At 61.4% G+C, this 24041-nt stretch carries 14 protein-coding genes; 8 read left to right on the plus strand and 6 right to left on the minus strand.

Annotated elements, in window-relative coordinates; all coding sequences use genetic code 11:
* Positions 1-25 precede the first annotated feature (25 nt).
* A complete protein-coding gene (locus AC0L3A_RS22625) occupies positions 26-1336 on the plus strand; it encodes a citrate-proton symporter (protein ID WP_473255208.1) in 1311 nt (436 codons plus the stop codon).
* Positions 1337-1342: 6 nt separating this feature from the next.
* Here AC0L3A_RS22625 and AC0L3A_RS22630 read toward each other — a convergent pair whose 3' ends face one another.
* The gene (locus AC0L3A_RS22630; protein ID WP_007599137.1) at positions 1343-1807 is read right to left on the minus strand and encodes an Lrp/AsnC family transcriptional regulator; all 465 of its coding nucleotides are present in this window, start codon (positions 1805-1807) and stop codon (positions 1343-1345) included.
* 164 nt (positions 1808-1971) lie between these two features.
* On the opposite strand from AC0L3A_RS22630, the gene AC0L3A_RS22635 reads away from it, so the two are divergent.
* Positions 1972-2985, plus strand: a complete 1014-nt coding sequence (locus tag AC0L3A_RS22635) for a 1-aminocyclopropane-1-carboxylate deaminase (RefSeq protein ID WP_219679422.1) — start codon at positions 1972-1974, stop codon at positions 2983-2985.
* Positions 2986-3186: 201 nt separating this feature from the next.
* On the opposite strand, the gene recQ is transcribed toward AC0L3A_RS22635, so the two are convergent.
* The 5 genes from recQ to AC0L3A_RS22660 form a co-directional block, all read right to left on the minus strand.
* Positions 3187-5052: a DNA helicase RecQ gene (gene recQ / locus AC0L3A_RS22640; protein WP_035993930.1), complete on the minus strand. Its 1866-nt coding sequence runs from the start codon at positions 5050-5052 to the stop codon at positions 3187-3189.
* A 124-nt stretch (positions 5053-5176) separates the two neighbouring features.
* Positions 5177-5920 (minus strand): polysaccharide deacetylase family protein, encoded by a 744-nt coding sequence (locus tag AC0L3A_RS22645; RefSeq protein ID WP_088941380.1) that lies wholly within the window; start codon positions 5918-5920, stop codon positions 5177-5179.
* A gap of 104 nt (positions 5921-6024) precedes the next feature.
* Complete coding sequence (metA, locus tag AC0L3A_RS22650) at positions 6025-7026, minus strand: homoserine O-succinyltransferase MetA (protein ID WP_007599131.1); 1002 nt, start codon at positions 7024-7026, stop codon at positions 6025-6027.
* A 12-nt stretch (positions 7027-7038) separates the two neighbouring features.
* Positions 7039-8340: an O-acetylhomoserine aminocarboxypropyltransferase/cysteine synthase family protein gene (locus AC0L3A_RS22655; RefSeq protein ID WP_007599130.1), complete on the minus strand. Its 1302-nt coding sequence runs from the start codon at positions 8338-8340 to the stop codon at positions 7039-7041.
* A gap of 380 nt (positions 8341-8720) precedes the next feature.
* Complete coding sequence (locus AC0L3A_RS22660) at positions 8721-10295, minus strand: amidase family protein (RefSeq protein WP_473255209.1); 1575 nt, start codon at positions 10293-10295, stop codon at positions 8721-8723.
* 1415 nt (positions 10296-11710) lie between these two features.
* Between AC0L3A_RS22660 and AC0L3A_RS22665 the strand changes: the two genes are divergently transcribed.
* The 6 genes from AC0L3A_RS22665 to AC0L3A_RS22690 all read left to right on the plus strand — a co-directional run bounded on the left by AC0L3A_RS22665 (position 11711) and on the right by AC0L3A_RS22690 (position 24011).
* Complete coding sequence (locus AC0L3A_RS22665) at positions 11711-11890, plus strand: hypothetical protein (RefSeq protein WP_473255210.1); 180 nt, start codon at positions 11711-11713, stop codon at positions 11888-11890.
* A 1048-nt stretch (positions 11891-12938) separates the two neighbouring features.
* A complete protein-coding gene (locus AC0L3A_RS22670) occupies positions 12939-14336 on the plus strand; it encodes a hypothetical protein (protein WP_473255211.1) in 1398 nt (465 codons plus the stop codon).
* Between the two features lie 145 nt (positions 14337-14481).
* A complete protein-coding gene (locus AC0L3A_RS22675; RefSeq protein ID WP_473255212.1) occupies positions 14482-15714 on the plus strand; it encodes an esterase/lipase family protein in 1233 nt (410 codons plus the stop codon).
* A gap of 68 nt (positions 15715-15782) precedes the next feature.
* Entirely contained in the window at positions 15783-17615 is a 1833-nt protein-coding gene (locus tag AC0L3A_RS22680; protein WP_473255213.1) for a VMAP-C domain-containing protein, read from the plus strand.
* Positions 17608-18609, plus strand: coding sequence for an AAA family ATPase (locus AC0L3A_RS22685; protein ID WP_473255214.1), 1002 nt, complete (start codon positions 17608-17610; stop codon positions 18607-18609). Before AC0L3A_RS22680 ends, AC0L3A_RS22685 begins: the two co-directional genes overlap by 8 nt.
* On the plus strand, positions 18606-24011 hold the full coding sequence (locus tag AC0L3A_RS22690; RefSeq protein WP_473255215.1) for an SAV_2336 N-terminal domain-related protein: 5406 nt from the start codon (positions 18606-18608) through the stop codon (positions 24009-24011). Before AC0L3A_RS22685 ends, AC0L3A_RS22690 begins: the two co-directional genes overlap by 4 nt.
* Positions 24012-24041: the final 30 nt, after the last annotated feature.

Raw genomic sequence — 24041 nt, forward strand, 5'->3', positions numbered from 1 at the left:
GCACAACCGGACAGGCAAGCGAGAGATGCAGACGAACAGGAAGGCCATCGTGGCCGCGGTCGCCGGCAACGCAATGGAGTGGTACGACTTCACCGTGTTCGCGCTGATGACACCGGTCATCAAGAACCTGTTCTTTCCGGTCGACCCCAAAATTCCAGGCAGTGAGATCAACGCGCTGCTGCTGACGACCGCGCTGTTCGGCACCGGTTTCTTCATGCGGCCGATCGGCGGCCTCGTGCTCGGCTATTTCGGCGATCGCAAGGGGCGGAAGGCGGCGATGACGCTCGGCATGGGCATCATGGCGCTGTCGGTCGCGCTGTTGGCATTGACGCCGACCTACGCGACAGCCGGCATTGGGGCACCCCTGATCGTGCTGCTGGCGCGGCTGTTACAGGGCTTTTCGGTCGGCGGCGAGTTCGGTACTTCGACCGCCTATCTGATCGAAGCGGCGCCTCCCGGCCGCACCGGCTTCTATGGCTCGTGGCAAATCGCCGGCCAGCTCATGGCCAACGTGCTCGGCGCAGTGCTGGGCGCCGCCCTGACGCTGACCTTCACGCAGGAGCAGCTTGCCGCCGGCGCCTGGCGTATCCCCTTCTTCGTCGGCCTCGTGATCGTTCCGATCCTGCTTTATATGCGCGCCAGCGTCATCGAGCCCGAAGCGTCCCGGCGCAGCATGGCGACGGTGCACAAGGAAGATTTCATCGCCGCGCTGAAGAATCCCGGCCGCAATTTCCTGATCGGCATGGGCATGGTGGTGGCAAGCGCCGTGTCGTTCTACGTCACCTTCGGCTACACCGTGACCTACGCCAAGGAGGTGCTGAAGCTGCCGCTGATGCAGAGCTTCCTGGTTCAGATGATCGCGGCGATCGTGATGGTGATGGTGATCGTCGTTCCCGTTGCCGGCGCCGTCTCCGACCGCTACCCGCGCAGGCCGCTGCTGCTGGTCTCGCTCATTGGCTATTTCGTCTCGCTGTATCCGCTCTATAGCTGGGTGATCTCCGAGCCGTCGATCGCAAGGCTCCTGGTCGCCCAGGTCGTCATCGGCTTCTTCAGCGCCTTCTTCCTCGGCGTCTACTGCACCACGCTGGTCGAGCTGTTCCCGATCCGCGTCCGCTCGACCGCGCTTGCCATCGTCAACAATGTCGCGGTGCTGGTATTCGGCGGCTTTGCCCAGTTCTTCGTGACATGGCTGATCGCGCTCACCGGCTCCCCGCTGGCGCCGATCTTCTATGTGATGATCGGCGTCGGCCTCGGGCTGATCGCGGTGATCGCGATGCGACCGGAGGACGCCGGACGGGAGCAGGTCGCGGACGGCATCGTCGAACAGGCGTTGTGAGGCCGTTCAAAACTCCAGCGGTGCGTTGTCGACGACTTCCTTCATCACGAAGAAGGTGCGGGTCTGGCGCACGCCGGGCAGCGCGATCAGCTGCTCGCCATGGATACGGTTGAAGTCCTCCATGTCGCCGACGCGGATCTTGAGGAAATAGTCGAAGTCGCCGGCGACGAGGTGGCAGTCGAGCACGAATTTCAGCCTGGTGATCGCCTGCTCGAAGATCGCAAAGCTCTCCGGCGTCGAACGGTCGAGCACGACGCCGACCATCACCAGCGTGCCCTTTGCCACCTTCTTCGGCGCGACCATGGCGCGGACGGCGGCGATGAAGCCGTGCTCGAACAGGCGTTGGGTGCGGCGATGACAGGTGGCGGGACTGATGGCGACGGTTTCGGCCAGCTCGGCATTGCTGAGCCGGCCGTTATTTTGCAGCAATCGCAACATCTTAAGGTCGATACGGTCGAGGCGGGCGGACATGGAAGAAGCTTCCGTGGCGAGCGTCTATTCCGGAAGGAATAGCACATATTGGCGCCCTTATCGCAAGATCGAGCGCAATAAACGCGCAATATTTGAAAGCACCTTTTTGCGGCGCGATGTTAGTGTTTTCGCAGACATTTAACGCCAATCGGGATGACCTGACGATGCTCGAAAAATTCGCGCGCTATCCGCTGACCTTTGGTCCGACGCCCATCGAGAAGCTGGAGCGGCTCTCGAAGCATCTCGGCGGCAATGTCGAGGTCTACGCCAAGCGCGAGGACTGCAATTCCGGGCTCGCCTATGGCGGCAACAAGCTGCGCAAGCTCGAATACATCATCCCCGACGCGATCGCCTCGAACGCCGACACGCTGGTCTCGATCGGCGGCGTGCAGTCCAACCACACCCGCATGATCGCGGCGGTCGCTGCCAAGATCGGCATGAAGTGCCGCCTGGTGCAGGAAGCCTGGGTGCCGCACGAGGACGCCGTCTATGACCGCGTCGGCAACATCATGCTGTCGCGCATCATGGGCGCCGACGTGCGCCTGGTCGACGACGGCTTCGATATCGGCATTCGCAAGAGCTGGGAGGAGGCCATCGAGGAGGTGAAGGCGGCGGGCGGCAAGCCCTACGCGATTCCCGCCGGCGCCTCCGTGCACAAATTCGGTGGGCTCGGCTATGTCGGCTTCGCTGAAGAAGTGCGCAAGCAGGAAGCCGAGCTCGGCTTCAAGTTCGACTACATCGTGGTCTGCACCGTCACCGGCTCCACCCATGCCGGCATGCTGGTCGGCTTCGCCGCCGATGGCCGCGCGCGAAAGGTGATCGGCATCGACGCGTCGTTCACCCCGGCGCAGACCAAGGCGCAGGTGCTCTCGATCGCGCAGAACACGGCCAAGCTTGTCGAACTCGGCCAGGATCTCGTCGCAGACGACGTCGTTCTGATCGAGGATTACGCTTATCCAGCCTATGGCGTGCCGTCGGAAGAGACCAAGGAGGCGATCCGCCTCAGCGCGCGTCTCGAAGCCATGATCACCGATCCCGTCTACGAGGGCAAGTCGATGCAGGGCCTGATCGACCTTACGCAAAAGGGCTATTTCGAGAAAGGCGCGAAGATCCTCTACGCCCATCTCGGCGGCGCGCCGGCGCTGAACGGCTACGGGTATGCGTTCCGGAACGGCTAGCGCGTCGGTGATGTGAGGCGGCGCGCACCTCCCCACGAGTGTCGTCCTGGCGAAAGCCAGGACCCATTACCCCGACTGCCAATTGTTGAAACACGCTGAGGCAGTCAGCGTGCCTTTTCCTACGGCCTGTGGCTATGGATCCCGGATCGGCGCTCCGCTTCGCAGCGCTTGTCCGGGATGACGGCGGGGGTGTGGCGCGCCCTACCGCGTCCTGACAATCTGCAGCAGCTCGTCGCCGTAATGCTCGAGCTTCTTGTCGCCGATGCCGGGCACATTGCGCAGCTCGTCCAGCGTGGTCGGCCATGCGCGAACGATGCCGTCGATGGTGGCGTCGTGCAGCACGACGTAGGCCGGCACGCCACGTGCGCGGGCAATCTCCGAGCGCCATGCTCGTAGCCGCGCGCGCAATTCAGGATCGACATCGCCCTGCGCCGCGCCGGCCGCAGGCGCAAGATCACCGCGGCGGGACTTGGCGCGGCTTGAACGGATCCGGGCGCCGGGCGCTTCTTCGCGCAGCCACACTTCCGTTTCGCCCCGCAGCACGCCGCGCGACGAATCCGTCAGCTTAAGCGCGCCGAACGCTTCGCTGTCACTCAGCAAATGTCCCATCGCCACGAGCTGCCGCAGCACCGTGCGCCACTGCTTCTCGTTGAGCTCGCGTCCGATGCCGAAGACGGTGAGCTTGTCGTGACCGAACTGCGTCACCTTCTCGGTGAGCCGTCCGATCAGCACGTCGATGAGGTGCATCGCGCCGAAGCGCTGCCCGGTGCGATAGGCACAGGATAGCAGTTTTTGCGCCAGCACCTTGCCGTCGCGCATTTTCGGCGGCATCAGGCAATTGTCGCAATTGCCGCAGCCCTCGCCCATCACGATCTCGCCGAAATAGGCGAGCAGCCGCCGGCGCCGGCAGTGCGGCGTTTCGGCCAGGCCAACAAGCGCATCGAGCTTGCCGATCGAGACCCGCTTGAATTCGTCGGAGCCGCTCGACTCGTCGATCATACGGCGCTGCTGCACGATGTCCGAGAGACCGTAGGCCATCCAGGCCGCCGACGGCTTGCCGTCACGGCCGGCGCGCCCCGTCTCCTGGTAATAGGCCTCGATGCTCTTGGGCAGATCGAGATGCGCGACGAAACGCACGTCCGGCTTGTCGATGCCCATGCCGAAAGCGATGGTCGCGACGATGACGATGCCGTCCTCGTTGAGGAAGCGGTCCTGGTTGCGCGAGCGCACGCTGCTGTCGAGCCCGGCGTGGTATGGCAACGCGGCAATGCCGGCATCGTCGAGCGCGGCGGCGACCTCCTCGACCCGTTTGCGGGACAGGCAATAGACGACGCCCGCATCTCCCGCGTGACGCTCCCGGATGAAATCCTTGAGCTGCGACACCGCGTTGCGCTTGTCGACGATCTCGTAACGGATGTTGGGACGATCGAAGCTCGAGACGAAGTGCGGACTGTCTGCAAGGTGAAGCCGCTCGACGATTTCCTTGCGGGTCAATTCGTCGGCAGTCGCGGTCAGCGCGATGCGGGGAACGTCGGGAAAACGCTCGGCGATGACCGACAGGCCGACATATTCGGGGCGGAAATCATGGCCCCATTGCGAGACGCAATGCGCCTCGTCGATAGCGAACAGCGCCACCTTCGCCCGCGCCAGCAGCGCCAGGCAGCGCGGCGTCAGCAGCCGTTCCGGCGCGACATAGAGCAGGTCGAGATCACCCGCGATCAGGCGCCGCTCGATGTCGGACGCTTCCTGCGGGGTCAGCGACGAGTTCAGCGCGGCGGCGTTGACTCCTGCTTCGAGCATGGCGGCGACCTGATCGCGCATCAGCGCAATCAAGGGCGACACCACGACACCGCAGCCTTCGCGCAGCAGTGCCGGCAATTGATAGCACAGCGACTTGCCGCCGCCGGTCGGCATCAACACCAGGCAATTGCCGCCGTCCGTGACGTGCCGGATGATCTCACCCTGCGCGCCGCGGAACCCGGGCAGGCCGAACACCGAACGCAGCACCGACAACGCATCGCGGCCCTGGGCCGGCGCGGACAGCGGAGCGGTGGAAGGAGAGGACATGGGCATGTCGGGGTGAGGCCGTGAGATTCGTCCCAAGGCCAGTCGCATGACCGCGCAGGCGTGGCAAGACCGTTTGCTCCGCCGGACGCCGCCTTCCCCCACCCTTTGTGGGAAGAAAACTTTCTTACGCGCCGATCCGTCGCAGCGCTTCCGCGACCGTCACGATCGGCATGTCGCGCTTCCCGGCGGCCTGCAGCGCATGGCGCATCAGGTGCGGCGTGCAGCCATATGGGCTCGGCGCGTCGGCGACGTCATGACCGTAGAAGATCAGCCAACCGCCGCTCTCGACCGCCTCGTCGAAATAGCGATCGACACCCGTCGTATTGATCTCGCGATCGACCAGGGGCGAGGCGCGCAGGAACTGGAGGTCGATGACGTCGCGATTGACGCCGGGAAGGATGCCGCGCGCCGAGCGGAAGGTCTTGGCGAGCTGCGGCTTGCGCCACACCGACGCGATGCCATAGGGGTAAGCGAAATTTTCCAGCGTGATCGAGGAATCAATGCCGCGAAAATGGCTGCGGTTTCGCTCGATCTCCCGGGCCATGGCGGTCTCGTCGAGACCGACCGCGCTCTGGTGCGAGAAGGTGTGGCAGGCAATCTCGTGTCCGGCCCGGTGAAGCCGCACGATGGCGTCGTTCGACAGGCCGTGCCAGTGGTCCGAGGGACGATCGACCAGGCTGCCGGCGAGATAGAAGGTACCGCGACCGCCATGCTGCTCCAGAAGCCCGGCGCCCTCGCCTGCGGCGCTATCGGGGGCATCGTCGAAGGTGAAGCTCACCATGGGCGCATTCGCGGGCAGCCGATGCGGCGCGGCGCGGAAATGCCGGGCCAGCCGATTGCTCACGCGTCCCTGGAGTGCCGACCACACGACTCGCATTTCCTGTCTGTCCCGCCCCTCACTGAAGCATTCGTACGCTGCTCGAGGCAAGCTTCACACTTCGTTAGTCCTAACGTCGAGCTCGTCGTCCCGACCTAACGCGCAAGCACCGACGCATCGGTCCCCGCGCCGAGATATTGCAGCCAGTTCCGGAACAATGCCGCCGCGGCGCTGCCAGCGGCGATATCGGTGCGCAAATTCAGCGCGGGCAGCTCGTTGCTGAGCGCGGGGTGGCGCTGGTGCCTTGCCTGCTTCTCGAAGCGGACCAGCTTCTCTTCCGTCGCAGCGTCAAAATAGCTCACGGGCAAATGCGGATAATTGTCGCGCTCACGCGCGAGATAACGGCCGATGTCGCGCAGATATTCACGCTGAAGCGACAGCGCGTCATATTCCGGATGGCCCTGGAAGAACACGAAGCGGCTGGCATATTGCCGGACGAAGATGTCGACGCCGGCCTTTGCCGAACGCGTCAGCACCTGGTAGCCGGCCTGCGCGAGGTCGCTCTCGGCGATCTCGTTCAGGCGCGAATGCGAGACCTTGAGCGGCGCAGGCGCGGCCCGCGTCAGCGGATCGCCGGTCACGGCTTCGCAGTCGAAAATGCCGTGACATTTGGCGGCGAGCGGCCGCCGTTCGATGCGGTCGAGATGCAGCACCGCGGCGTGCGCAGCGAGGCACGACCAGATCGTCGAGCGCGTGTTGACCTTGGCCCAGTCGATCAGCTCGGTGAGGTCGCGCCAGTACGGTTCCTGGTCGAGCTCGGGCGCGATCGGCTCGGCGCCGGTCACGATCAGGCCGTCGAACCTGTGGCGCCTGAGCTCGGTGAGTTCCGAATATTCGCTATCGACATGCCACTTCGCTTCCGGCGAGCGCTTGACCGAGGGCAGCGAGAAGCAGTGAAAGCGGATGCGGCGCGGACCTGCTGCGGCTTGCAGCAGCTTCATGAACTGCCGCTCGGTCGCCTTCAGCGCCGGATCCGGCATGTTGTTGATCAATCCGATGGTGAGCTCTGTGTCGCCGTGCTCGCGCGCCAGATCGCCCGCCCCCGGCACCAGCGCCGGGCTCGATATGCCTTGATCCCTGTCGATCAGGATCGTCATCGGCGCCGCCGCCTACTCCGCGGCCTGGAGGCGCGCGGACCGGCAGGCCTTTTCCAGGGCCTGGTCGAGGTCCTCGATGATGTCCTGGCAATGCTCGATGCCGATCGACAAGCGGATCGTTTCCGGCAAAACGCCGGCGACCCGCTGCTGCTCGGCAGACATCTGCCGGTGCGTCGTCGAGGCCGGATGGCAGGCCAGCGACTTGGCATCGCCGATATTGACGAGGCGCGTGATCAGGTTCAACGCATCGTAGAAGGACTTGCCGGCTTCCATGCCGCCCTTGATGCCGAAGGTGAACAGCGACGAGGCGTTGCCGTCGAGATATTTCTGGACCAGCGGATAATAAGGACTGTCCGGGAAACCGGTGTAATTGACCCAGGCCACGCGCGGATCCTTGCGCAGGAATTCGGCGACCTTGCGGGCATTCTCGCAGTGGCGCTCCATGCGCAGCGCGACGGTCTCGATGCCCTGGAGCAGCAGGAAGGCGTTGAACGGCGACAGCACCGAACCCATGGTGCGCTGATAGATGCTGCGCGCGCGCTCAATGTACGCCGTCTTGCCGAAGCGCTCGGCATAGACGAGGCCGTGATAGGAGGCGTCCGGCTTGTTGTAGCCGGGGAAGCGATCGACGTGCTTGGCCCAGGGGAAATTTCCGGAATCGACGATGGCGCCGCCGAGCGTGGTACCATGGCCACCCAGGAATTTCGTCAGCGAATGCACGGCGATGTCGGCGCCGTAATCGAACGGCTTGAGCAGGATGGGGGTTGCAACGGTATTGTCGACGATCAGCGGCACGCCATGGGCATGGGCGATCTTCGCCAGTGCCTCGATGTCGCAGACATTGCCGGCGGGATTGCCGATGGTTTCGGCGAACACGGCGCGGGTGTTCTCGTCGATCAGCTTTTCGATCGCCTCGGGCTTGTCGCTCTCGGCGAAGCGGCCGGTGATGCCCTGCCGCGGCAGGATGTGCGAGAGCAGCGTATGCGTGGTGCCGTAGAGCTGCGGCACGGAAACGATGTTGCCGCCGTGATCGGCGACGTTGACGAAGGCGAAATGCAGCGCGGCCTGCCCGGTCGCGACCGCAAGCGCGCCGACGCCGCCCTCGAGCTCGGCGATACGTTTCTCCAACACCGCGCTGGTCGGATTGGCGATGCGGCTGTAGCGATAGCCTTCGGTCTCGAGATTGAAGAGCGCCGCGCCGTGATCGGCGCTGTCGAAGGCGTAGGCCGCGGTCTGGTAGATCGGCACGGCAACAGCGTGCGTGGTGGCTTCGGGCTCGTAGCCGGCGTGAATAGCGATCGTCTCGTTGCGCATCGTGCCACCTCCGCGTGGAGCGGGCCGCACTTATTGGCCTGTATGAGGCATGTGCGTTGTCCGCCGTCCCTCTGTTAGAGGCGGGTGGTAAAGCGGACAATAATTCGTCTAGAGATCGAGGAAGTAACCCTAACGCTTGTTGGGGAATTGGCTAAAATTCAAGTCAAATTGGATTAATGAAGTTTTGTGGTTTGCGGCGGCAACCACGCTGCACTCCCTTCCCCCCTTGTGGGAGAAGGTGGCGCGAAGCGCCGGATGAGGGGTCTCTATCCATACGGCCAAGCTTGCGTTAGCGGAGAGAGACTCCTCACCCGTCTCGCCGCTGCGCGGCGCGCCACCCTCTCCCACAAAGGGAGAGGGAAACAAACTTCGCTGCCCTATCAGTCCATCTGTTCCCATAGCCGACGAGCGAGCACACCAGCCCGCTTCTCGATCGCAGCCGCTGCATCGAGCGCGAGGTCCTCGCGATAGCGCCCGGCAATGAGCTGCACGCCGATCGGCTTGCCATCGTGCAGCATCACCGGCACCACGGCGCCAGGCAGGCCCAGCACGTTGATCGCGGAGATGAAGCGGATCTCGCCCCAGAAAATCTCGCGCACGCGCTCGGGGCTAACCGTGTCCTCGCGCGGGCCTGGAATCGACTTCACCGTGGTCGGTGCCAGTACCACCGGATATTCCTCGAAGAACAATTGCCAGGCGCGGATGTGGCCGTTGCGCGCGGCGGTCGCCTGCATCCAGGCCTTGAGGTCGAGCACGTTGGCCTTGGCTTTCATGCCGCCCCACGCCTTGTGGAAGTCTTCGGACGTCACCTTCAGCATGCCGGCTTCCTGCATCACCATCGTCTCGTTGGTGATGATGTCGCACCAGGTCTGCCAGACGCCGTCGATGTCGGGCACATCGACCTCGCTGACGCGATAGCCGGAACGCTCCAGATGATCGGCGGCCTGACGCAACGCCGCCGCGACGTGCGGATCGACGTCCATGTCTTCAGGGATCCTGGCGAGCGCGACCTTGATCGGCCCCTTCGACTTCGGTCCGACCAGCGGCGCCGGCACCCACCAGGGATCGCGCGGATCGCGCTGGCTCATCACCTCGAGCGCGAGCCTGACGTCGGCGACGTGGCGGGCGAGCGGCCCCTGCGCCGACATCAGATGCGCCAGCATCGGCCGCTCGGCGGTTGCGCTCGCGTTGAACGCAGGAATACGCCCCTGCGTCGGCTTGATAGTCACAACGCCGTTGCAATGCGCCGGCCAGCGCAGCGAGCCGCCGATGTCGTTGCCATGCGCGATGGTGCCGATGCCGGCGGCGACCGCCGAACCCGCACCGCCCGAGGAGCCGCCACAAGTGATATCAGGATCCCAGGGATTGAGCGTCAGCCCGTGCAAGGGATTGTCGGTGAAGCCGCGGAAGGAGAATTCCGGCGTGTTGGTGAGGCCGATGACGACCGCGCCGGCCTTTTTCAGGTTGCGCACCACGGGCGAATCCGACGGCGCGATGAGATCCTTGTTGGCCGGCACGCCGTTGAAATTGGGACGGCCTTCGTAATCGACATTCTCCTTGATCGTGATCGGTACGCCGTGCAGAAGGCCGAGCTCGCCGCCCTTGGCGCGCCGCTTGTCGGCCGCATGGGCCGCAGCCAGCGCTTCCTCCGAGAAATCCACGACGACGGCGTTCAGCCTCGGATTGACGGCACGCATCCGCTCGAGATGCGCCTCGACAGTCTCGACCGCGGAGATAGCGCCAGAGCGGATGGCGGCCGCGGTCTCGACCGCCGACCATTGCCAGGCCGGCCCTTTGGGGCGGCGTGGTGCGGACGATTTGCGCGGAGCGGCTTGCTTGACCGGCTTCGTTGCGGCCTTCGCGACCTTGCCCTTGCGAACGGCGCTTGTCTTGCCGGAGGTCCTCGCTGCTTTCTTCGCAGCACTTTTCTTCCTGGTCGCCGTCTTCTTCGCCACGTCGCATCTCCTCACATTGCGCCGCGGAAGTTATGGAGGTCACACGGCCGTGTACAGGCGCGTTTCTGCATGGCGCGCGATCGCGACGAAGCCGCGAGAGACACTAATGAGGTCGTCTCCGTGACGCATGTATTGGTTGAATGATGGAATTAACTACCGCCAGATTGCTTTATCGCGACCGGGTTTTGACGCCGCCATTTGGACAGCGACAAATTGGAGCATTTGCCTGCAGCCGCATATTATTCCATCTCGGTGGCGATTGCCGATGGAAGGGTGTCGCGGAGGGGCGCGAGGGACGGAAGGTATGGGTTGGCCGGACGGGGCTGATGGCGGAGAGAGTGTCCATTTGATTAGAGCCCTAAGAAGCTCGGCTGGGCGCGCACAGCGCCTTAAATCACCCGGACTTGGCCCGTCGGATGCTCGAGCAGCCCCGCAGAAGATCGCCATATCCCGCGCCTGCCGCAGGGGTATAGCCATGGGCACATTCTTCCTGCTCCTTTATTCAGGGCGCTTCCTAGATTAATGCCCAACGGCTGCTGGTGGCAACGGAGGTAGATGGAGAGCCTTTCAAGCAGAGAAAAGTAATGAGCACCATGTCGGCCGGCGGCTTCGGTCAGCGGCTCAGTGGAAAATCAGCCTTCAATTCAAAAAGAGAATTTCTGACTCTTTACAGGAGTCTGCGAATACTCTTAGCTCACAAAAAAGAGGGTGGCCGAAGCCACCCCCAGGTGAGCACACTTTACGCAACGCTACTGGGTCTGCCTTTGCCGTGTCACCGGCTGGGCAGACCTCGGCAGTGAGCAGTTACGCTCTCCCACCGGCCGAAGCGGAAGCGGACGTAAGCCCGCACCGGCACCGGCATCTGCATAGGACAAGAAGGCCACATGGCCACTCTCCTTTTGCCGAAGCGAGGGTAGTCCTCGCCGCCTCAGAAGCGCTTCTTACGCCCCGCCCGTTCAGGGCGCCGAAGGCTTGAAGCTGGCAATAGGTGTCGCGTGCCGACTCACTGAAGTTACCACGCCCGGCGCGGATCGAGGAGTCAGGTTCCCGATCTGTGCACTTATGCACAGGCGCTAGTCTGCGACCGCCGGAGTTAGAGGCCGATCTTATCCCGTCCAAGGAATGTCAGATCGGGTGATCTCTATTGTATCGCCCACAAGCTCCCTAGCACGCGAAGCGCGCCTTCCCTGATCCGGGCCTGGCCCAACGATAATCCGCGTTATAGGTAGGCGCCCTCCCGCGTGGCTTAGCAGCGTGATGTGCTTGCGGATTGTCGTGCCATCGGCACCCAAAACCTTGCGCGGCTCGACCAGAGGTCGGTCAACAAATGCTGGAAACTGAGCCTTTGTCCTTTCCGACAAATAGCGCGTCCCGGGCATTGCAACTATCCTGACCTCGTTTTCTTCGCGAAATCCATGATGCTTGAAGAGCGTCGTGGCGGCAGCAAAGGGAGCAAACCCATCCTCTATCATCTCGGGCGTCTGCCTTTTGTTAAGCAATTCCCCGACGTATTGCTCGCACCTCTCCAGGAGCAATTTGAATTTTTCTTCGATGTCAAAATCTTCGACGGAGTAGATCGCTTTGGCGAGATTTAGGTGAGTGAAATAGGCCTGATCGAAGTCAGTTAGAAGAAGTTATGCTAGCGAGGCCGTGTCGAACACGAGGCAGTAACCCTCTCGTCCATACTCTCGCCATTGGCTCAGCAAGCCATGCTGCCTTTCGTAGTTGCTCGCGTGGGTCGTAAACGATGTGATGTATGGAGCGCCGAACTGGATTTTGGTGTAATCGCCGTAAGTGACCTTGTATAGCGACCTCACAAAGTCTCGAGCCATTCCGTCAGCGACGGCAGCACGGCCACCATGCGCCAAAACGCGCGCGCGGGCTGATACACTTAGTGGGCAGGATCAGGGGCACGGCGGCCGGCTGGTCCGCAAATAGCCTGCAACTTGCGTATCAATGGCGGAGAGAGTGTCAGAATTAGCGTATATCGCCCTCATTCGCACACGTTCGCGCAAGTTCAAGAAGCACCTGTGAGAAAGGCGCAGGTTGTTCGCTAGAGGCCATGAGCGTCCGCGCCAAACCGCATGCAATCTTCGCGCAAGTATGGGCCCGAGTATGGACAAAAATGTTCGACGGAAGATTGGGTTCAGTTGACAATAATCTAGTCGCCGAATTGCCGACTTCAGCTCTTCAGGCTCCCTGAGCCGGATTGAGCGGCGACGATGGATCATGGTGGAATAGTTAAAAACCGCAATGCGAGCTGCAGTTGCAATGCGCAACAGACAACGGCTACAGGCAAACAAATCCAGGTTCGTGAGAGAAGGGCATGGAAACGCCGCACCTAATTACCGCTGACGCAAGCGGGCCATCAGTGCGAAGGCCCCTCTCTCGATTAAACTCTTTGGCTTTAGTGAACTAGATCGCAAAAACGTTGCAAGTTGCCAGCTATAGTTACAACCTCCGACTGCAATCAATGTAGCACGGGAGGGCATCCCTTGTTGTTCGCCACGGCAACTCTCAGCGGCGTTGTGCGCGTTTGTGATGTTTGTTGGCCGCGAGCAAGGGGATCAATGGGGGACATTTTTGCCGGCGCGTTGCCCGGGCCCGAAGCCGATGCCGGTAGCTTAGACGGGGCGGCACGAGATGGAGATTGATCGGCCTGCAGAGCTCCGCATTAACGCGTGGGATGGATCTCAAACCCCAACGTTCGAATTTCCCGACCGGACGCCGGAAGACGCCTCGAACCGGTTGTTGAGAGTTCCCACGCTGGCGCCGACAGGCGTCGCAGACATGCGAGATTGGCGCTCGCGGGACGTGGGCTGGGGCTTAGTGCTCCGTGACAACGATAGCATTCCGGCCAAGGACAAGGCCGTCGGCGCAGATGCGCCGGAACCCTTGCGCCGCTTGCTTGCTGCGCGAGCACACGCGCCTGCGGAAACTGCGCCGGTTCTGCGGTATCGTCCCAACAAGCCGCCCGGTCTGTTGTATCGCTACTACAAGGACGGAGAGTGCGAGCCACTATCGACGGCAGCCCCCGATCGCGGCGTGCGCGCGGGACAAATTCCCCACTATCTTCTGCTCTACGGTTCGCCCACGGAAATCCCTTGGGCCGTACAGTACGGGCTTAATCTCTCGGCATTTGTCGGCCGCCTCGACCTGTCAGTCGAGGAGGGACTTGGCAACTATGTCGACGCGCTGATCGACGATTGGAAGAGCGCCGGCACCTCAGACCTCGCCCGGCCGGTTGTCTGGAGCACAAACTGGGGAGTGCCCGACATCACCTTTCTAATGGCACGCATTATCGGCGCCAAGCTTGAGGGCCGGTTTGCGCAAGACGGAGAGACCAAAGGCCGGGTCTGGATCACCGACGCGAGCGCGACTTGCGCGGCACTAGTGAGTGCTCTTCAGGAGCGCCAACCGAGGTTCATTTGCACGACCAGCCACGGCATGACGGGTCGGTTAAAGGACACTTCCGCCACCATCGCCAATCTCGGATCGCCGGTGGACGCGCTCCGACAGTACCTAACAGCCGAGGCCCTCGATGCGTGGTCGCCCGGGGGCGCCGTCTGGTATTCTCATGCCTGCTGTTCAGCCGGCTCGGACGCCATCACGCGATACCTGGAGCTGTTCACGCCAAACGAGAAGAATGCCGCGCTGACGCGTGGCGTGGCAACGGTCGCAGGCGCGCGCGTTGCGCCATTGCCGCGCAAGATGCTCGGGAAACCCAACCCGCTGCGCGCATTCATTGGCCACGTAGAGCCGACCTTCGATTGGACGCTACGGGACCCCCTGACCAAGCAGGAGCTGGCGCACACAATCGTGCGCTGTCTTTACGACAGCCTCCATGCAGCCATCCGCCCGGCACCGACGATCGGCTGGGCGCTCGCGGACATATTCAAGGAGTCGGGCAGTTTCTTCGGGTTGTTTCAGCCACCGCCCGACGCCGATGATCGCGACACGTTGCGGGTCTATCGTCAGCTAGCCGGAATGGATCGCCAGAACCTTGTGATCTTGGGCGATCCGACAGTCTCATTGCGTTGAGCGACTGATGAGACCGTATGACCATTGCCGTCAAACTTGAGGGGGAGCGATCATGGAAGTCGTGATATTCGTGCCGGGAATCTTCGGCTCCAAGTTGAAGGCGCCTGACGGTGAGGAGGTTTGGCCGCCGACTCCGATCGAAGCGATGAGCGGCTATCGGCGTATCGAGAAGCTTCTGCAGACGAATCTTCAGGCAGGTGGCGTTGTCGAGAGCGTCTGCATCGACGTCTACGGCTCGATCGTCAAGGCGATCGAGGGGTTTGGATATTCCGAGACACACGCGCGACGGCGTTTCGTGAAATTCGACTACGACTGGCGGCGCGATTTGAATCAGCTCTCCGACCAGTTCAGTCAGATGCTGGCCGACCTTGTGAAACAGCATGGCGCCGGCGTTGAGATCAAGCTGATCTGTCATTCGATGGGCGGCCTCGTGGCGCGCGGCTGTCTCGAAAGGCGCGGCACGGCAGCCGAGCCTTGGGCAGACGCGGTCAAGATGGCCGTCTTTTTGGCAACGCCGCACGAGGGCGCGCCACTCGCCTTCGCGAGAGCTGTTGGTGTTGGGGGCTCGACCATGGGCCTTTCCGCGGAGCAGCTCAGCCGAATCGCAGCCGCAACCGGTTTCCCGGCGTGCTTTCAGCTCTTCCCCTCCGCCGCCCTCCTGCCAATCTGGAAGCTGGACGATCCTTCTCCATTCAAGGCGATCAGCATTTTCGATTCGGCGGTCGTCGCCAACTACAAGCTCAATGCGGACCATTTGGCGGCCGCCACGACCTTCCAGGCGCGATTGGATCCTACGCGGCGTCCGCACGGTTGCCGCTATTTTGCCGTGGCCAGTGCCGCTCACGAGACCGTCACGCGACTTGACCAGGACCACGACTCGGCGGTCCCGGTCACCGTCAAGAGCTCGGGCGATGGTACGGTGCCGATACAGAGCGCATCCGCCCTTCGGGTGCAGACTGCCTATGTGGAGGCCAATCATCTCGGTGTGGCGCAGAAGTCGATTACGCACAAGATCGTCGGAATGCTGCTTGGCGCGATTCCGGTCGAACCGGTTATCGCGACGTTCGGCGCCGAGGAGACCGCACTGAACCTTTCGCTCAGCGAGCGCACGATCGAGGAGAACGCGCACTACGAGATCGTCGTTACCATGCTGCCCCAGCCCGAGCTGCGAGCGCGCATCCGCGTGCAAAGAGATATCGGAGGGGACCAGTTGGCGGCGGTCGTAGACATCCCGCTTGAAGCTCGGGCGAACGGGCTAGAACGACTCTCGATCCAGGGACCGCTGCTCAGGCGCGGACGCTATGTTTTCGAGCTCCTGACCAGCAACGACGAGATTGCCGATAAAGAGGAATTGTTGGTTTCGGCAGTCCCAACATGACCGAGTTCCGGGAGATCGTCCTTGAGGCGATGGCGGCCAGCTGAGGGGTGAGTTGAAGAGGATATCGCATGACCATCCGCGCGGTGATCGTCGGCATCGAACAGTACAAGCTCGACGACATGAAGGTGCTGGCCCCTGCAGCTAATGCCGTTGCGGTCGCAAAATGGGCACTCGCGATCGGCGTTGCGCCGAAGGACATCTATTTCTTCGCAACAGCGCTCGGCGCAGGAGTGACGGCGGAGATTGAAAAAGCGGGCGTCCAGATAAGAGGAACGACCCTGCGCGACATCGACACCGTCTTGCGCGAGGAGCTGCCTAACGCGGAAGACGGATCCGCGCTGCTCTTTTACTGGTCAGGCCACGGCATGACCGACAACAAGGGGCAGCGGCTTCTGTTTTGCTCCGATTACACTCAAATCCTGCGGGACCGCGTGTTCAACGCATCACTCTTCTTCCGAAAATTACGGACCGACCAATACCCCGGTCTACGGCGGATGTTAGCACTCCTCGATGTATGCGGCACGAACAGCAGGTTACCGGTAGAACCCGCATCTTACGAGATCGACCAGGCATTTCCGTGCCGCCATCGCATTTTCTTTGCCACGCCCGAGGGCGGCTTCGCGATCGCCGCGACTGGACAAGGCGCCTTCACTTACTGCGCGCTCAAGGCGCTGGACACGTTTGCCGGTTATCCGAATCTAGAAGCTTTTAAGACACGGCTCGATGCTGAATTGGACGGCTCCCAACTCGATCGCTTCCTTCTCTCGGTCGGCACAGAAACAGACGATTACGAGAGATTTGTTGGCATCGCGCGCCAAAGCGATGACCAGATCGCCGACGGCCTGATCGAATTGGTTACTGAACTAGGTATTCCTCGCATTACCTTGGAGCGTCATTTCCTCGCGACAGCCAGAGCCTTGAAGAACGATCGCCTCCTCTTGGCGCAGGGCATCGCTGGCATGATTTGCGAACTCAACAGCGTGGGCGATCGTATCCCGCGCGCAACATACGCGATTGTCCAGTTCGTGCTTCGACTCTGTGGCGATCCATCCGCCGCGAACCACAAATCCGCGCTGAAGGACTGGCTATTGCTTTATGCCAAGGAAGCCGTGATCCGCGATGCGCAGTATGAGCTTACGGCTGAAGAGAGTCGCAAGTTACTGATCTTCGACGTTCAAACTGACTCGAACGGGGAGCTCAGGAATTTGCAGCCATTCCTACGAAATCTCGACCTAACCGAGGTGCAGGGTCGCGTTTTCGGCCCAATTCCGGTTCGGTCTTGGGGTGACACCGGGCGTGCCGTCCGTTCGGTACTGGAAAAACTTCACGCCGATCAACTTGCTAACGATCTAGAGGTCCATTTCGTGCTCGAGCCGGTCGCGTTCGATTGGCCCTTCCATCGCCTTCCTGGGCTCCAAGACAATTCTCAGCTTGGCGAGGAGCACGCGGTGATCCTGCACCATGGTCCACGGGTCAAGCCGACGCCCAGCGCCGCAAAGCGCGCGTGGGTCGAGCGGTTCAACTCCATAAGCAAATTGTCTGTATCAGCGCTGTGCTGGACACCATGCAGGCCGGGGCAATCGCTACCTCGACAACCCATACTATGTTTCGCGGCTACGGCGATCAAACCAGGTCCCGACGGGTCCCCGGGTAAAAAAGTGCTGAACGGCTTGCTCCAACTCGGAGCGCCATACCTTTACTGGCCGCATGATGACGAGGAACCAGATCCCGAACAGCCTCTGACGGAGCTCGTGCGCGGTTTGGGCACGCTTGCCGAAATGCCTCAGGCCATTTCGCAAAAGCGCATTGCCGATGCAGGAGTCGTGCACTCGGGATCGTTGCTATGGGATCAGCCGGCATTCCAACCGTTCGCCAAGCATTCGGGGAAAGTGGATGAGTAATCAGGATTGGAAGATCTTTCGCGGACGCGGAGAACCACATAACGGGCTCGACGGGCTTCCAGATCCGCCGCCCTGGCGATTTGCGCGCGCTATAGGAGCAATCGGTCCGCCGAACGAAGATCTCGACTTGAAAGCACCGGCTTCCAAAGCGACGACGTTTCGGCCGAGTGACGCGATGATCATTGCGGTCAACACCGCCCTTTATCTACGAAGGCCTTTGCTCCTCACGGGTAGGCCCGGGACAGGAAAGTCGACGCTAATCAGCAAGGTTGCCTACGAGCTCAAGCTTGGACCGGTCCTGAAGTGGTCGGTCAGCTCGCGCTCCACGGTACGAGGCGGAGTCTACGAGTACGATGCGGTTGGACGTCTGCAGGCGGGCAAGGGGATCGACCCGCCGGTAGAAGAATATTTGACCCTGGGTCCGCTCGGCGCCGCGCTTACGGCTCAAAGCCGCCCTCGTGCGCTTTTGATCGACGAGATCGACAAGTCGGACCTCGACTTTGCAAATGACCTCCTGAATGTGATCGAGGATGGCGAGTACGACATTCCGGAGCTTCAGCGTCTCGGAGGGCGGCCGTTGGTCACCGTCAAAGACGCGACCGGTCGGAGCGTACAGATCGAGAAAGGCCGCTTGATGAGCCAGCAGTTCCCGTTTGTCGTCATGACTTCGAATGGCGAACGCGAATTTCCCGCGCCGTTTCTCCGGCGTTGCGTGCGGTTAAAGATCGATCCGCCCGAGAAGGACGAGCTCATCGCGATCGTCGAAGCACATCTCGCAAAGTTCATTTCGAATGAGAAGCGCGAAGAGATGAAGACGCTAATTGATGACTTTTTAAAAGATCGTCAACAGAACGACGTCTCGACCGATCAACTGCTCAACTCGATTTTCCTGACGGTAGCGATGCGGAACAAAGATGCCCGCAGTTTCAGCAATGATGAGCTGCTGGCCGTCCGAGCGGCCCTTGCGCGACCTTTGAGTGGCGGGGCCGCGTGAGGGCCAAAGCTGACCAGAAGCTCGCGGACTTCATCACGATCCTACGTGATGCCGACTTCGATGCGAGCTGGGAGAATGTGCTCGACGCGCTCTGGCTCGCGAGCCTCGGTCGCAATCTTGACCTTGGCAGCGCGTCTCGATCAGTCAGTCCTGGGCACGACACCCTACGTGATGACCCCGGTATCCATCGCGGACTATCCTCCTTCGGCAGCGAGAAGGCCGACGACCGCAAGAACCGCGATCATAATCCGCAGCGGAAGCAGCCTTCAGACGACCAGACAGAAAGCAGCGACGGTGCACAAGCTCACGCCGGCCTCTACGCCCGTGGCGACGTCGCGTCGGGAGATCGCACCGTAACTGCATCTCCGATTCTGTTGCCTGCCGCGCGAACACTCCCCGACCGGCTTGCTGTGGCGCGTGCGTTGAAGCCATTTCGACAACGTCGGCCGTCGAAGGTTGTCCTCGAATTGGATGAAGAGCGCACGGCGGAACTCACTGCTGAGCTGCGGCTAGTACTCGGCGACGGGCTCTTTACGGTGCTGTGTCCTCGACAGGAGCGTTGGTACGAAGCCCACATTGTATTGGAGGACGAGCCGGCGGTCGAAGTCTGGGGCGCGCCCCTGCGCGAGTTCGCCGATCTGCTGCGCCAGACCGGGGCCTTCCGACTCGTGCGCGTTTGGCGTCTTCGATTGGACCATGCCAAGCCTCGCGATCCACGAAAGGCGAGGCTCGAGACTCCCGCCGGTGCTCTGATTTCGCCACGGGTTCTCACTGGCGATGAGCGCCGCCTTGTATTTTTTGCAAGTCACGGCGACTCCTTGCACTGGGTCGACGGAATCTACGCCAGTCTCCTGAAGTCCTGGTCGGCTGGGAGCCTCGTGTTGCTGCATCTGCTGCCCCGGCATCGCTGGACCTACACGCTGCTGGGCGAGCCACAGGCGCTCGCGCGCGCAAGCCGTCCTGGCAGTCCGTCAGAGGCGTTGGACATGGAGACATTCTGGTGGCGGGGCAGTCCGGATCCTTCGCAGCCGCGGGTGCTTCGTCTGCCCGTGGTGCCGATCGTACCCCAGGCCCTTGGTGCATGGTCGCGAATGCAGATGGGATTAGGCCAGGGCGGTGAAGCGTTCCTGATCGATCCGGCCGACGCTTTGTCAGATGCTGAAGTCGCCGAACTCCTGCCGGAAAGGATAGAACCCGCCCGCGCGCTCACCAATTTGCATGAACGATCCGTCGCGGCTTTCGACCTTGCCGTCATGCTTGCCAGCGCCCCCTTCACATTACCCGTCGCGCGGCTCGTTCAAGAAGTGACCCAGGAAGGGCGAACGGATTTTACGGTTTTGGCCGAGCTGATGCTCAGCGGCGTGGTCGTTGCCCGCGGCAGCGAGGATGCTAATGACAAAACCAGCGAGACCACGTACTTCGAAATCAACCGTGCGGTGCGCCCGCATCTTCTTCGCTCACTCCGCAGAGTCGATGCTGCCACGTTAGCCAACGCGCTCGATCAGCGCCTTTCGGCATATCTGAGCACTATCGCAGGCCGCAACATTCAATTCTCCGCCCTCCTAGCCGACGAGCAAGGCAGCATCAAGCTGCCGGCCTGGGCTCGCGCATTCGCGCACCTGACCACCGCCCTACGGGGCGGTCGCGAGCCGATTCCCGATTGGAGCCTGCAGGAAGCTGTTGAGGCGCTCGAAGTATTGAGCAGGCCCTTGCTGGGCCAGATCGCACGCCTCGCCGCTACGGAGATTACGCTCACCAGCAACGATGTGCGGCCAGACCTGTGGCCTTTCGTCAAGGATCCTCGCTTCGTTGCGGAGACCCCCACCGGGCTCAAGTTTCGACCAGAAATCGCAGCCTATCTCGCCGATCGCTTGAAAGAGATGGCCTTCCTCGGATTGCGCCTCCTCTGGGTGGATGACTATCCCGCCGGGAACGCCAGCCCGGCTGCAATGCTCAAGCAGGGAGGTGCCGAGCCGATCCAGTACGCGCTGACCACGGAACAAGCGCTGCAACACCCCTTCCTTCGTCAGTTCGACGTGATCCTGAGTGATATGACGCGCAATGACAATCATGTAGCGGGCTACGACCTCTTGCGCGAGCTGCGAGCGATTGGGCTCACGACTCCGGTCATCATCTTCGCTGCCAGTGCGATGAACAACGCCACAGGCCGCGAACGAGCTGTTGCGGAAGGCGCGTTCGGTGGCACAAATCGCATCGATACGCTTCTTCAATTGATCGAGCAGGCAGCGCGAAGCGCGACGTTTCTTCGCAAGGCAACTGGAGAGCAAGCCGACGCCTCTACATCAGAGCTCCGCGATCCGCTCGACGACGACACGCAAGCGATCGAACATGCCGCACCGGAACAAACATCGATCGCGTTGCGCGACACCGCGATTCTCTGGGTTGATGATCGTCCAGCGAACAACATTACAGAGCGTGCATTTCTGGCGCGTAACGACGTTTTTGTGACTTTGGCACTCTCGACCGCGGACGCGTTGCAAACTCTTTCAGAGCACCGATTCGACGCGATTATCTCGGATCTCGGACGTCCGGAGGGGAACCGCGCCGGCTTCGACTTGCTAAAGCGTGTACGTCAGAGATTAAATCTGCCTTTCGCAATCTATGCAGGAGTACGCGACGCGCGGTTTGCCGACGAAGCCAAGCGGCTCGGAGCGACGATTTCAACCAACCGTTTCGATCGCATAACCGAAGCGCTGAGCGACGCGCTCGGTTCTGGCGTATCGCACGGAATGTTGTCCGAAGCGCAGTCAACGCGGCTTCGCGAACTCTTGATGCTCTACAAGACTGAAACCTGGCCCAGTCAAGGCGAACTGTTGGGCACTGCACACGAGTGGAAATCGGTCTGGCAGACCATGGAATCGGACGATCGCATCGCGACGCTTGCGGTGGCAGTCGTCGATGCAATCGCGAACACCGGCTATTGCCAGCTCTTCACTGTGAAGAACAATCTGATCATCTTGGCCGCGAGTCGTGTCACGGCGCCCAAGGTGGAGTACAGCGAAGCCTCCTGGGACGGCGCGATCGGGCGGGCAGTACGTACGGGCACGGTGGTCCACCTTCCTGACGTCACTGAGGATGCCGAATACATCTCGGCAGAGCCATCGACACGGTCGGAACTCGTAATCCCGATCGTCGGGAGCAATGCCGCGACGATCGGCGTGCTCAACATCGAGTCGGCACGCCTTTCGGCATTTTCTGGCCATCAATCACAATGGCTCACGGCATTCGCGGCGACCTTGATCGACTATCTGTCGGAAGGGGCTTCTAGCCGCCCAAGCAAGCCCACACGGTCGGCGAGGCCGACACAGCGACTGCCAACCGATAGCGAACTCAGTAAGGGCCGCGCCGAGATCGCTCGTTTGGTGGCGGGGGGGTACGATCTCGATACGCTATTCGACCGAATGATGACTGCAATAAAGCGCTTTGTCGAGTTCGACGAAGCAAGTGCAAGCATAGTTTCGTCAGACCAAAAATATTCGCGTGCGATCTGTGCATTTGGCACGCCCACGCATCACACCGCGCGCTGGCTACGAATGCCAGCTGACGTTATCAGCTGGATGGAGGAGCCGCACCCTTGGGTAACGGATTTCGGAGACGTTCCCAGCGCGATATTGGACTTGCTTGATGCACCGGATGCGAGAGCTGCGATCGTTTCCGAATACCGCTCGGTGATTGCGCAGCCAGTGCGCCGGGAGGGAGAGATCAGGGGATGGATCTGCCTGCTATCGAAAGATCGAGGAACCTACAACGGCGAGACCTTGAGCATACTGCGGCTGCTCGGAAGCGATGAGGCATTCGCAGCGCTGTTCAATGCGGCGGAGCGCGCGGAGAACCTGTTCGTTGCCAGCTTGTCGAAAAAGATGGAGACAAGCAATCCAACAGATATCGCTCAGGCCGCAGTTACCGACATTGGAAGCTTCTATTCTTATGAGATCATCTCAATTTTTGAAGTAAATAAATCGCTCAAGATATTCCGAGCTCTTGCCGAAGCCACTATATACGGCGCGACCGGGGTTGGACCCGGCTACACCCAACCGCTCGATAGGGGTCTGCTGGGCTTGACTTATCGGCGCAGCGCGCCGGTCATTCTCAACGACGTTGATGATGACAGTGATGACGCCAGGCACTATTTGCGGACCACACCTGAAGTTGGGTCGGCTCTATGCATTCCAATTCGGCAATTCGGACAAATTGTTTGGATTCTGAGTGTGGAAGACCGACGGCGCGATGCTTTCACCGCCATCGATGTCGCGACATTGCAGCGCATCATCCGACAAATGGAGATTGCACTCGAGCGCAGGCAGAGGATCTTGGACAAACCGGAGCGCCGGGAGTACTGGATCAGCGGCCGCGTACAAGGCGTCGGATTTCGCGCTTTCGTCCAGCAGCAATATGCAGCACTGGGACTCGAGGGTATGGTTGAAAGCCTGCGCGACGGCCGTGTCCGTGCACTAGCTACCGGGCCTGTCACACAGCTCGATCGGTTGGAGTCTCAGTTGCGTTTAGGGCCTCCCGCCTCGAAGGTCGACGAGGTGCTTTTTCATCGTCTCGATATTGTAGAAGCTCCTGAATCCGAACGTCCGACAACGGCACCGCCGCCGCGTCCGGCTTCTGCGGGCGGCAACCGGCGAGCCGTGATCGCAATCGGAGTCGATCGAGTTGCGAACTTACCCCCTCTTAGGGCCGCAGTCTCAGGCGCGCACCGATTCGCTCAATGGTCGCTCCAGAACCAGGGGATGCCTTCCGAGCAAGTGTGGCTGTTCACCGACGAGAATGGATCCGTTAGCGTCAGCGAAATCCGCAAGGCCATTACAACCTGCGTCTTCCGCGGCGATCTCGACCAGATCATAGTGTACTTCTCGGGTCACGGCATCAAGATGGCACAGGAAGACCTGTGGCTGCTCTCCGACGCAGAGCGGGACCTCAATGAGGCCATCAGTGTCGAGCAAAACGTGCGGCTGGCACACGACTCGAACATCCCACATGTCGTTTTTATTTCGGACACGTCGCGCACGATCGCAGCGTCGGCCGGAGCCCCGGGGCGCCCGATGGGTTCTCTCGTCTTCCCGAACGTCTCGCGGGATACAGGCACAGGCATCAGGAGCAAGGTGGATTGCTTCTTCGCCGCCAGCGTGGCACAGCCAGCATACGAGATTGAAGGCGAGTCAGTGTTCACAAGCGCTCTGCTGTCAGCATTGTCTGGAAGTGTGCCGTCGGTGCTTACAGAGAATGAAGGCCGCAAAGTTGTCACTAGCCGGTCGCTCTCCCGCTTTCTCGAGCAAGCTGTCTCGAAAAGGTTAGCGCAGCTCGCCGTCCCACAGCATCAGGCACCTGATACGATCATTGAGTCGCGCGACGACTCCTGGCTCGCCGTATTTTAGAGCTAGCAAAAAAATTTAGGCCACGAAAAC

This window comes from Bradyrhizobium sp. MI1.3 (assembly GCF_055811695.1).